Origin of the sequence: Flavobacterium pokkalii, assembly GCF_014596575.1 — a bacterium.
Classification (GTDB): Bacteria; Bacteroidota; Bacteroidia; order Flavobacteriales; family Flavobacteriaceae; genus Flavobacterium; species Flavobacterium pokkalii.
On the sequence record NZ_NASZ01000011.1, the window covers coordinates 39,506 to 51,308 of the forward strand.

Below are 11,803 nucleotides of genomic sequence, written 5' to 3' on the forward strand. Positions count from 1 at the left end.
ATCATGGAAATCGTAATTATCGGAGGCGGTTTTGCAGGAATGAATCTGGCAAAAGAACTATTGAATCAGGATGGAGTACATGTTACTTTGGTTGATAAAAATAACTACAATTTTTTCCCACCACTTATTTATCAGGTAGCAACTGCCTATTTAGAGCCATCAAGTATCAGTTATCCATTTAGAAAATTTTTCGCAGGAAAAAAGAATCTTCAATTTCGTTTAGGCGAATTAATCGAAGTGGTTCCTGCTGAAAACAAAGTGATTCTTAGTAACGGCGAATTAAAATACGATCAATTGGTTTTTGCAACAGGAGCAGAGACGAGTTATTTTGGAATGGAAAATGTAAAAAAGAATGCCATTCCAATGAAAACCCTGAACGATGCCATCGTAATGCGTAATACGCTTTTAAAAAATCTGGAAAAAGCAGCGATTACTAAAGATATTCGTAAACGTCGAAAATTACTAACAATTGTAGTTGCCGGTGGAGGGCCTACAGGAGTTGAAATTTCAGGAATGTTTGCCGAAATGCGTAAAAATATTCTTTTAAAAGAATATCCTGAACTGGAAACTACTGCCAGTAATATTTATTTGGTGGATGGTGCTCCGGCATTGTTGACACCTATGAGCAAGCAGTCTCAGGAAGATACTTACAAAGCTATTACCGATTTAGGTGTAGTAGTAAAACTGAATAATAACGTAGTGGATTATGTAGATGACACTGTTCATTTTGCCAACGGAGAAACTATTCAAACGAAAAACTTAATTTGGGCTGCCGGAGTTACAGCGCGCGAATTTAAAGGACTTCCTGCTGATTCTTACGGACGTGGAAAACGTTTAAAAACGGATGCCTTTAATAAAATTGAAGGAACGGCTAACATTTTTGCTATTGGCGACACCTGTATTCAATTTAACGATGAAGCTTTCCCTGGCGGACATCCGCAAGTGGCTCAGGTTGCTATTCAACAAGGGGTGAATTTGGCTAAAAACTTTAAAAATGCTATGCAACAAAAAGCTTTGGTTCCTTTTAAATATGTTGATAAAGGATCGATGGCTATCATTGGAAAAGCAAAAGCGGTGGTTGATTTACCAAAACCAAAAATGCATTTCAAAGGTACATTTGCCTGGATGATTTGGTTATTTATTCACCTTATTTCGTTGATTACATATCGAAATAAAGTAAAAACATTCTACAACTGGATGATTGCTTATTTCGCCAAAGACAATTCTCTGCGAATGATTATCCGTCCGGATAAAAAAATAAAAACAGAAGATGTTGCAAAATAATTTTCTGCCAGGAATATCAAAACCGATGCAAATTGTATCGGTTTTTTTATGGTCTTTTTTTACTAAAAATCTTCTTTTGAGGAAGTATAGCAAAATAACAGTAGTACAAAAATCTTGAAATCCTGATGAAAGAGGTATCTCGTTAAATTGTCTATTTAAAGCTTTTTTTAACTGGAAGAACAAATCTAAAGGATAGCGCGGAAATTCTTTCCGTGTCCACAAAGATGATTAAATAAAATAATTACTTTGTAGAATTATTGAATGAGATTCCTCCTTCGTCGGAATGACAAACTAGGTGGTTTTTCTTTATGCAAAAAAACATTTTTATAGTAGCTTCAACTTCAATCTTGTCATTCCGACGAAGGAGGAATCTCATCAAGTTACTTACATAAAGCATTGCCTAAGCTTTCTGGAATTACTAAGTGTGATTGCCACGCTATCGCTCGCAATGACTATTAAATCAGTAAAATCTACGGCTAAAAAAAATTTAAATATTAATCAAATAACTCTCTTTGTATATTTTTTGATACACATCTTTACTGAACATATACAATTGAGATGGTTTTTTAGAAACACCTGTTTGTTTTTCATCCAGCGCAATGATGTATTTTTTGGTAATTAATTTTCTTCTGAAATTTCTGTTGTCAATTTCCACGCCCAAGATGGCTTCAAAAGTATCCTGTAATTCTTTTATGGTAAATTTATCCGCCAACAATTCAAAAACAATCGGTTTGTACAATACTTTTTCTTTCAAGTCAGCATAAGCTTCATTGATAATTTTTTGATGATCAAAACCCAGTTCAGGCAATTGATTCACCGGAAACCATTTGGGTTTATAAGGATTGTTTTCCAACTGAAAAGCATCTGTAGGTAACAATACATAATAAGCGATTGTGATGGTTCTTCGGTTGAAATGCTCGTTTTGAGCCCAAATAATATCTTTTTCATTCTTCAAACGATTCGGATCACCAAAAACCTTGAATTGTTTTTTATATAAATGCTCTAAACCGGTCAATTCTTTCAAAACCCGATTAGCCGTATCGTCAATAGTTTCATTTTCAAAAGTGTGAAATCCTCTCAAAACATAATCATTCACCGCAGGAACTTCTGAATCTTCTAATTTTAAAAATCGTTCAATAAGTAAAACATTTAAGGATTTGCTGTTCTTGTCAAATCCAAAAATAACACAGTCAACAGAGATATTAGGGATTATTTCGGTCTGGATATTTAAAGTGGTACTCATTCGTATCAGATATAAATCAGTTTAGTAATTGTACAAATTTAACGATTAATTTTTAATAACAGCTTTCGTATACTTCTTTATTTTTACAAATAAACGTCTAAAAAACGCTATAATAATTAACTTAGAATTTATAATTATTTCAATAGTTATATATACTATATCTGTAATATATGTTTTATAATATTACAAAATATCAAAAAAATTGCCTGTTTTTTTGTTTGATATAAAAATAAAATTATACATTTGAAAAATAATAGTCAAAATGACGTTTAATAAATTTTCATTCTAAAACCAAAAAAGAAGCATGGAAAAAATTAGTAAATTAGGTTATCCTGATGTGGTTAAAAACATTTTTTGGATGATGGTTGTATGTAGTATGATGATGAAAATGAATGCACAAGTGGTGATAACTAATTCTAATTTTTCACTCGGAACTACAGGTCGAATTGGAGTAGGGCTTTCGCCAAACGGAGAAGGGAATATGTGGAAACCTTTAAATCTTTCGGGACAGGGGTCTTTAGGAGGTCGTATGGAACAAACGGATTACATCGATTTATTGCCGGCGATTCATTTTACACCTAAAAAAATTGGTGGCGACAGTACTAATGTTACTTTTCAGGTGCGATTAGGGATGTATTCGGCTAACGGACAATTTGTTGGCAATGTTAGCAGTCGCTCTAATAACGGACTGACTTTTATTCTACCGGAAGCTTATGTAGAAGCAACTAATATTCTGGGAAGCAAATGGTTAGCTTGGGCGGGTTCCCGTTTTCGCAGGTATAATGACATTCACATTAGCGATTATTTTTATTTTGACGACCATTCGTCACAAGGATTTGGGGTAAAATATAAAAATACCGAGTTAACGATGTTAATGCCTGCATCTGCCGATTCCACCAATGTTTATCCTTATAATTACCAAATTACAGTAGCAGGAGCAACAAATCCGGCTATTCGCCAACGTATGGTTTGGATTGGAGAACAAAGTATTCATTTGCAAAATAAAGCCGTAATTAAACTTTTAGGAGAGTTTCACTATGTTTCTAAAAATTCGGGTGAAGCCTCTAAAAATTTCCCCTCTGATAAAGGTTGGGTTGCAGGAATCAAATACAGCAACCCTTTTAAAACGGTTAAACCGGGTTCCTTTAACCAAATTTCTGCCCGTTTCGGTACTGGAATTGCCAATGGAGGAGATAACGGAAACACATTTACCTGGGCTACTTACGGCGCACCGGATGAAAACGGAAAATACACTAATGCGTATTCGTTTACCGCCGTAGAACATTTTCTGTTGAATTTATCCAACAAATTCAGCATCAATGGTTACGGTGTTTTTACCAAAAGCAAAGGTGGCTCGGCAAGCAGCAATACCGACGAATATTTTAACGGAAACCAACTTTATAATCAAAAAACCGATTTTGTCGTAGGTGTACGCAACTTTTTTTATGTGACCAATTGGTTCCATTTAATTCAGGAAGTACATTATGCCGTTAGAAAAGACGGCGACAATCCTGAAGCCAGTATGTGGAAATTTTCATTAGCACCTACCATCGCGCCATTAGGGAATAGAGATCCCTGGAGCCGTCCTCATATTCGCTTAGTGGCTACCGTTACCCGATACAATGATTATGCCCGAGACCATAATTATTCTCCTTTTTTACAAATTAATCAAAAGCGCTGGGGATCTTACATTGGAGTTAAAACCGAATGGTGGCTTTTTTAAAACGTAAACAACTCATTACTTAATAGTTAAATAATAAAACTTAAATCTATTTTTTAATTAAAAGAAACATACAATATGCCTGTTTTTGGAACTTCAATTTTATCATTTATACCTTTCTGGACTGCCGAAGGAGGAGCTTTTGCTATCCAAAAAACCGCCGAATATGGTTTTGATATGCTCGAAATCAATTTACCATATTCTTTAGATTTTGATGCAAAAAAAGTCAAAAAGCAATTGGAAGAACAGGGAATTCTGGGACGTTGTGGTTTTAATTTACCTAAAGATTGCCACATTCCTTTTTACCCGGAAAAAGCGACCGAAACCATCAAAAAAGCAATTGATAAAGTTGCCGAAATGGATGGTGATTTTTTAGGAGGTGTACTGCATTCGGCAATTGGAACATTTACAGGAAATCCTTGTACAAAAGATGAAAAAATAATTGTTAAGCAGGTCTTAAGCGAAATAACCAATTATGCTTCTAAACAAAATATCACAATAGCTATTGAACCTATAAACCGCTATGAAAGCTACGTTTATACTTCGGTAGTTGAAGTTTTAGATACTATTGAAAGCATTGGAAATCCAAATTTAGGATTACATCTGGATACTTTTCACATGAATATCGAGGAGAATAATTTTTACAATCCGGTGATTCATGCCGGTAAAAATCTAAAACACATTCATATTACCGAATCTGACAGAGGAATGACCGGAGAAGGAAACGTGCATTGGGATGATTTTTTCAAAGCTTTAGCCGAAATTAATTATCAGGGGCCGTTGGTTTTAGAGAATTTTTCCTCTCAAATTAGCGAATTAATCGGGCCAACATCTCTATGGAGACCTTCTAAACATAATTCGGAAGATTTAGCCAAAGGAAGTCTGAAATTTATGAAAGATATGGTTAATAAACATTATAAAAACAATTTACACAATACTTTATCACACACAAAATAAGAAACTATGGAGACAAAATTGAAAGCAGTTTGTTTTGGAGAAATCCTTTTTGATGTATTTCTGGAGCATAAAAAAATTGGCGGAGCTCCGCTTAATGTTGCCACCAGACTAAAAGCTCTTGGTGGAGAAGTGGCGATGATTAGCGCAGTAGGGGATGATGCTAATGGTGAAAAATTAACAACTTATCTAAACAATTTAGGAATTAGTACTGATGGAGTTGCTGTAAAAAACAATTATCCAACGGGAATTGTAAATGTAATTTTGAATGAAAAAGGCAACGCTTCATACGATATTCATTATCCGTCAGCTTGGGATAAAATCGAAAATTCTTCGATAAATACCACTATTGTTGAAAATGCCGATTTTTTAGTTTACGGAAGTTTATCCTGCAGAGATGCTGTTTCCAAAAATACTTTAGCCGAATTATTGGCTGTGGCCAAATACAAAATTTTCGATGTCAATCTGCGTGTGCCACATTATACTAAGAAAAACATTCTGGATTTGTTGTATGCTGCTGATTTTATCAAATTTAATGATGAGGAACTTTACGAAATCTGCGAAGGCTTGGGTTCTGAAATTAAATCATTAGAGCAAAATATCATTTTTATTGCCGAAAAAACCAATACCGATACCGTTTGTGTGACCTTGGGAGCTCATGGTGCTATTTTGTATTATAACAAAAAATTCTACCGCAATTCCGGATTCAAAGTAAATGTGGTTGACACCGTAGGTTCGGGAGATTCCTTTTTAGCAGCCTTAATCACGCAATTACTTAGCGGAAATAATCCACAGGATGCCATCAATTTTGCCAGTGCAATCGGAGCAATTGTAGCACAGCACGAAGGAGCAAATCCAGTGATTTCAACTGTGGAAATCAAAGATTTTTTAGATGGTTTTGAACAACAAAAAAGAAATTCTGAAAAACATTTTAACCAATAACCTAAAAACCAACAACATGATGTCACTTGAAAAAACAACCGTCATCGCTGATGAAAATCACGTTCAGGAATTAATTGGGATTAGCCCGCTGGATACCACCGAAAAGAAACATTCTACCGTAAAAAAAATAGCAGTGGTGAGCAAAGAATACGCTTTACAATTTGTTATCATCACGACCTTATTTGCGCTTTGGGGAATTGCCAATGATTTAACCACGCCAATGGTTTCGACCTTTAAAAAAGTAATGCCCGAATTGTCGAATATGCAGGCTTCCTTAGTTCAGTTTGCTTTTTATTTTGGCTATTTTTTTATGGCTTTGCCGGCAGCTTTGTTCATTAGAAAATACAGTTACAAATCCGGAATTATTTTAGGACTTCTTTTATATGCCACTGGTGCATTTTTATTTTATCCGGCGGCTCACTATCAAAGTTATACTTTTTTCCTTTTTTCGTTATGGATTATCACCTGTGGATTAGCTTTTTTAGAAACAACATCGAATCCGTTGATTCTTTTTTTAGGTCATAAAAAAACAGCCACACAACGATTGAATTTTGCACAGGCGTTTAATCCTGTTGGTGCAATTACAGGATTAGTGATGGCGCAGTTTTTAGTGATTAAAGAAATTAAGTCTGATGATTATTCCCCTGAAGCTTTCAAAGCTTTAACATCAACTGAATTAGCCGCTATCAGAGAAAATGACTTAGGTGTTATCAGTATTCCTTATATTGGATTAGGACTTTTTGTTTTGGCAATTTTAATTGTTATTTGTTTCACCAAAATGCCCAAAACACCACACGAAGACAAGATGTCTATTAGTGAATCTTTCAAAAAATTATTTGCCAATAAAAATTACAAATACGGTGTTGTTGCCCAGGCTTTTTATGTGGGAGCACAAATTATGTGCTGGACATTTATTTTTCAATATGTCGATAACATCAACAAAACTTTTGGTTTAGAACTCACAGCAACCTATTATAATATTGCTGCAATGCTTTTGTTTTTATTAGGAAGATGGATTGGAACAGCTATTATGAAAAACACGAATCCTTCTAAAATATTGATGGTATTTGGAATCGGAGGTGTGATTTGTGCAGCCGGAGCCATTGTATTACAAGGAATGCCGGGATTAATTTCACTGATTTGTATCTCTGTTTTTATGTCGATTATGTTCCCAACGATTTACGGAATTGCCTTAAAAGATATGGGCGACGAAGCTAAAATTGGTTCTGCCGGATTGGTTATGGCCATTGTAGGAGGAGCTTTAATGCCTGTTTTGCAAGGAAGTATTTTAGACTGGGGTGGTTCGGGATTCTCGGATATTAAACTTTTCGGATTTATCCCTGAAGTAAATTTTTCGTTTATTTTACCGCTAATTTGCTTAGCTGTAGTAGCCTGGTACGGAAAAACAACTTATAAAACCGCGAAATAAAAAATATTTTTTCAATCATAAAACCGATATAAGCATCAGTTTGTATCGGTTTTTTTTGTTTTTTTGAAAGAAAATATGAATCCGCTAAAAAGGGAAGAAGTAAGGAATAATTAAGGTTGCCAAAATCCATAAAATAATATTCAGCGGAGTTCCTACAACTAAATAATCTTTGAATCGGTAATTTCCGGGAGCATAAATCATCGTGTTAGTCTGATAACCCATTGGAGTCATAAAACTTAGTGAAGCAGCAAAGGCGACTGCCATTATAAAAGGTCGCGAATCAATACCTAATTCAAGTGCGGTTTTGATAGCTATAGGAGTAAGTATTGCTGCTGTTGCATTGTTAGACATAAAATTGGTAGAAAGAAAGGTTAAACCGAAAAAAACCGATAAAAGCACCTGAGGACCAAATGTTCCGAGTGTTTTTACTAATCCTGATGCCAATAATGTTGCCGTGCCTGTTTTTTCCAAAGCGGTTCCAAGTGACAAAATTCCGGCCAACATAAATACAACTTTCCAGTTAATGGACTGATAAGCTTCTTCGGTTTTTAAAAATTTCAGCGCAATTAAAACAGCAACTCCTACAGTTGCCGTGAGTACAATAGGAGCAATATGAAGCGCTGCCGAAGCAACAACAGCAGCAACAATTGAAACAATGTAGAGCATTTTTTTTAAATCAAAAGGACGATGATCTGTTTCCGAAATAATTACTAGATCATCACTTTTTTTCAATTCTATCATCTCTTCTTTAAAAGCCGTAATAAGCAAAACATCTCCGGCTTTTAATTCAACTTTACTAAAACTATCATAAAGGATTTCATCACGATGCCTAATTGCCAAAACATTGGCTTCTTCAAAACGTTGACGAAAATTGTATTCTTTTACCGTAAGATTCTCCATCTTAGAACCACTCGGAATAAGAGCTTCTACTAAAATAAGATCATCTTTGAGCAAATCTTCATCTTCAATCTTTTTATCCGCTTTCAATTTAATGCCTTCATAGTCCAATAAGCTTTTAAGCTTTTCAATATCACAACTTATTTTAAGCACATCATAAGCCTGCAAAACCAGTCCCGGAAAAGGAACTAATGCTTTTTCGTTTCGAATTACCTGAATAATATTAATATCTATAAGCTTGACTAATGGTGATTTTTTTATGGTGCCACCAACAGATTTTGCTTCAGGTAATAAAATAATTTCAGTTACATACTGACTGATTCCGTATTCTTTGGCGAGAGAATTTTCTTCTTTTCGATTTGGAAGTAGCCAACTGCCGAAAAAAGTCATATAAGCGATTCCAACAGCTAAAAAACACAATCCGGCCGGTGCCATTTCAAACATAGCAATAGGCTTAAGACCTTCATTTTGAGCAATACCACTTACCAAAATATTAGTAGAAGTTCCAATGAGCGTACAAATTCCACCAAGCAAAGCCCCGAAAGACAAAGGCATTAATAATTTTGACGGATTAATTCCGGTTTTTTTGGCTACATCTAGCGTTACCGGTAATAAAATAGCCACAACAGCTGTATCATTCATAAAAGCAGAAAGTGTTCCTGAAATAAGCATAAGACTCACCATAGTTAGCAAATAACTTTTTCTACCAATAAGATTAAGTAAAATAACAACTCTGCTTAATGCACCTGATTTATAAACGGCTGCACTTATGGCAAACATTGCTGTTACGGTGATTGTTGCCGGATTAGTAAAGCCCGCAAAACCTTCCTGAGGAGTCAAAATACCGCTAACCATTAATAGAATCATAACAATAACAGACACTGTATCGATACCAAATTTTTCGGTTACGAATAAATACAGCGCCAATACCATGATAACTAAAACGATTATTATTTCTAAGCTCACAATATTTTTTTTAAAATTTCTACTTATAAAAATAAGAAAATAAAGTAGAAATTTCTTTGATTCAGTTTTTACAGTTTCAAAAAATAAAACTAAAAATAATGAAACTGAATATTTAGCAACAAAAGCTGAAGGTTTAATTTATTTGTTGCGATATAATAAAGTTTATGAAACATATATGGATGAAAGAATCAAAAAAAGAGAAAAAACAACCGAAAACTTGGATTCTCAAGCTATTTAAACTTGAACTATAATTTATATTATGTAAAATAGAAAATTTAGTAAATTCTTGAAAACCTTCTACACTCACATTTTATTAAAATTATTTTAGACAAATAGCGTTACAAATAATACACACAAAATACTACATAAAACATTTTTGTAAAACAACTATTTTAGACCAAAACAAATTTATTTTAACTCTTTTATTTATTAATTTTACTGCTATATTTTAGAAAAATCTCATGAATATAATTACCGGACAAATTGCCGATTTTTTAAAAAATTACGCGCCGTTTAATCAGTTGACCACTGATGAATTGACTGAAATTGCTAATAATATTCGCGTAGTTAATTTAGAAAAAAAACAAACTTTATTTAAAATCAATGATTCGCTGCATGATAGCTTTTATGTAGTGGCTTCGGGCGTGATTAATATTTCGGTAATTGTAGATGCCGAAGAAAATATTATAGACAAATGCCATGAAGGAAATATTTTTGGTTTACGACCATTTTTTGCCAAAAATAATTATAAAGTAACGGCTAAAGCCCGTGAAGAAAGTTTAGTTTACGCCATTCCAATTGCTGTTTTCAAACCTTTGCTCGCGAATAATTCTGAGGTCTTAAATTTTTTATTAGAAAATTTTGCCAGCAATTTACCTGAAGACCGTTCTTCAAAAGGTAATTTAGTTTCGGACGGATTTTATTCCGAAAAACAATCGGAAGCACAGTTTTTTCAAACTTTAGCTTATAATACGACGCCACTTTTGGCTACTTCAGACAATACGGCTCAGGAAGTTGCCCAATTAATGGCCGAATCCTTAAAAAATAACGTCATTATTTTTGAAAAAAACGGTCCAATTGGAATTGTCACTCATGCTGATTTGGCTTCTAAAATTGCAACCGGCCGCTACCCGATTAATACTCCGGTTAGCAATATTATGTCTTCGCCTGTAGTTACGGTTCTAGAAAATGTTTCTTTGGCTGAAGCTCAATTATTAATGCTGAAAAACAATGTTACTCATCTATGCGTAACTATTGACGGTACTGATAAATCAACTATTAAGGGTGTAATTTCCGAACACGATTTGATTGCTGCTCAGGCTAGTAACCCTGGTGTTTTAATCAAAGAAATTAAGCGTTCCTTATCGTCTAATGAATTGAAAGAAATTCGTCATCGTCTGACAAATTTGATTCAGTCTTCTATTCAAAAAAATATTCCTTTAACGCATATTACCAATATTTCCAGCGAAATTAATTTTGCAATTTTAAAGCGTGCTGTCGAATTATCCATTTTAGAATTAGGCTCCCCTCCTGCCCGTTATGCCTGGCTGAGTATTGGGAGTCAGGGACGAAAAGAACAACTTTTACTGACTGATCAGGATAGTATTTTGGTTTTTGAAGATGTTCCCCAAAATAAATATATTGAAGTCAAAGATTATTTCTTAAAATTAGGAAAAAAGACCACTGAGACTCTTGAAAAAATTGGATATGAGCTTTGTCCTTTCGGACACATGGCTAGCAACATGTTGTGGTGTAAATCCTTGAGTGACTGGATTAAACAATACAACAACTGGATGAATGCTACAAGAGAAAATACAGACAACTTGAGTAGTATTTTCTTTGATTACGAATTAGTTATCGGGGAGCAAAAAATAGAATCGGCTATCAATAATATTGTTTTTGAAAATGCTAACAACAACTCATTATTTTTTGATTTCTTAGGAAATGATGCTTTGCGAAAAAATTCTCCGCTAAGTTTTTTCAAAAAATTCATTGTGGAAGAAGAAGGCGTTAACAAAGACAAATTTGACATTAAAACCCGTGCTTTAATGCCTCTTATTGACAGTGCCCGACTATTGATTTTGAGTCACGATATTAAAGGGATAAATAATACTTATACCCGATTCAAACAATTAGCTATTGCCGATCCTAAACACTCGGAAGTTTATTTGAATTGTGCCGAAGCTTATTTGTTTTTAACGAAAATAAGGACTTTAGAAGGATTGAAAAATGAAAATTCGGGGCAATATATTAACTTAGAAGAACTGTCAAAAATTGACAGAGAAAAACTTAAAAATGCCCTGATTCCGATGAAAGAATTAGAAGAATTAATCAAAGACACTTTTCAACTTACCCAATTTTCATAATT

At 34.1% G+C, this 11,803-nt stretch carries 8 protein-coding genes; 6 read left to right on the top strand and 2 right to left on the bottom strand.

What is annotated here, in order from left to right; all coding sequences use genetic code 11:
• The first annotated feature begins 3 nt into the window (after positions 1 to 3).
• Positions 4 to 1,284 (top strand): NAD(P)/FAD-dependent oxidoreductase, encoded by a 1,281-nt coding sequence (locus B6A10_RS08565; protein ID WP_188220557.1) that lies wholly within the window; start codon positions 4 to 6, stop codon positions 1,282 to 1,284.
• Positions 1,285 to 1,771: 487 nt separating this feature from the next.
• Here the strand turns inward: B6A10_RS08565 and B6A10_RS08570 are convergent, their stop codons facing one another.
• Positions 1,772 to 2,527, bottom strand: coding sequence for an NUDIX hydrolase (locus B6A10_RS08570; protein ID WP_194431828.1), 756 nt, complete (start codon positions 2,525 to 2,527; stop codon positions 1,772 to 1,774).
• A gap of 304 nt (positions 2,528 to 2,831) precedes the next feature.
• Between B6A10_RS08570 and B6A10_RS08575 the strand changes: the two genes are divergently transcribed.
• From B6A10_RS08575 to fucP, 4 genes are all read left to right on the top strand, one after another.
• Positions 2,832 to 4,250 (top strand): carbohydrate porin, encoded by a 1,419-nt coding sequence (locus B6A10_RS08575; RefSeq protein ID WP_238929382.1) that lies wholly within the window; start codon positions 2,832 to 2,834, stop codon positions 4,248 to 4,250.
• A gap of 75 nt (positions 4,251 to 4,325) precedes the next feature.
• Positions 4,326 to 5,204, top strand: a complete 879-nt coding sequence (locus tag B6A10_RS08580) for a sugar phosphate isomerase/epimerase family protein (RefSeq protein WP_188220558.1) — start codon at positions 4,326 to 4,328, stop codon at positions 5,202 to 5,204.
• A gap of 6 nt (positions 5,205 to 5,210) precedes the next feature.
• Complete coding sequence (locus B6A10_RS08585; protein WP_188220559.1) at positions 5,211 to 6,143, top strand: carbohydrate kinase family protein; 933 nt, start codon at positions 5,211 to 5,213, stop codon at positions 6,141 to 6,143.
• A gap of 16 nt (positions 6,144 to 6,159) precedes the next feature.
• Positions 6,160 to 7,572, top strand: coding sequence for an L-fucose:H+ symporter permease (gene fucP / locus B6A10_RS08590; RefSeq protein WP_238929383.1), 1,413 nt, complete (start codon positions 6,160 to 6,162; stop codon positions 7,570 to 7,572).
• An 84-nt stretch (positions 7,573 to 7,656) separates the two neighbouring features.
• Here fucP and B6A10_RS08595 read toward each other — a convergent pair whose 3' ends face one another.
• Positions 7,657 to 9,435 (bottom strand): SLC13 family permease, encoded by a 1,779-nt coding sequence (locus B6A10_RS08595; protein WP_055093212.1) that lies wholly within the window; start codon positions 9,433 to 9,435, stop codon positions 7,657 to 7,659.
• A gap of 461 nt (positions 9,436 to 9,896) precedes the next feature.
• Here B6A10_RS08595 and B6A10_RS08600 point away from each other — a divergent pair, with 461 nt between their 5' ends.
• Positions 9,897 to 11,801, top strand: coding sequence for a DUF294 nucleotidyltransferase-like domain-containing protein (locus tag B6A10_RS08600; RefSeq protein ID WP_188220560.1), 1,905 nt, complete (start codon positions 9,897 to 9,899; stop codon positions 11,799 to 11,801).
• Positions 11,802 to 11,803 lie beyond the last annotated feature (2 nt).

Coding starts and splice junctions, on each gene's coding strand:
- B6A10_RS08565 (WP_188220557.1), top strand. CDS start 4: ATGGAAATCGTAATTATCGGAGGCGGTTTTGCAGGAATGAATCTGGCA.
- B6A10_RS08570 (WP_194431828.1), bottom strand. CDS start 2,527: ATGAGTACCACTTTAAATATCCAGACCGAAATAATCCCTAATATCTCT.
- B6A10_RS08575 (WP_238929382.1), top strand. CDS start 2,832: ATGGAAAAAATTAGTAAATTAGGTTATCCTGATGTGGTTAAAAACATT.
- B6A10_RS08580 (WP_188220558.1), top strand. CDS start 4,326: ATGCCTGTTTTTGGAACTTCAATTTTATCATTTATACCTTTCTGGACT.
- B6A10_RS08585 (WP_188220559.1), top strand. CDS start 5,211: ATGGAGACAAAATTGAAAGCAGTTTGTTTTGGAGAAATCCTTTTTGAT.
- fucP (WP_238929383.1), top strand. CDS start 6,160: ATGATGTCACTTGAAAAAACAACCGTCATCGCTGATGAAAATCACGTT.
- B6A10_RS08600 (WP_188220560.1), top strand. CDS start 9,897: ATGAATATAATTACCGGACAAATTGCCGATTTTTTAAAAAATTACGCG.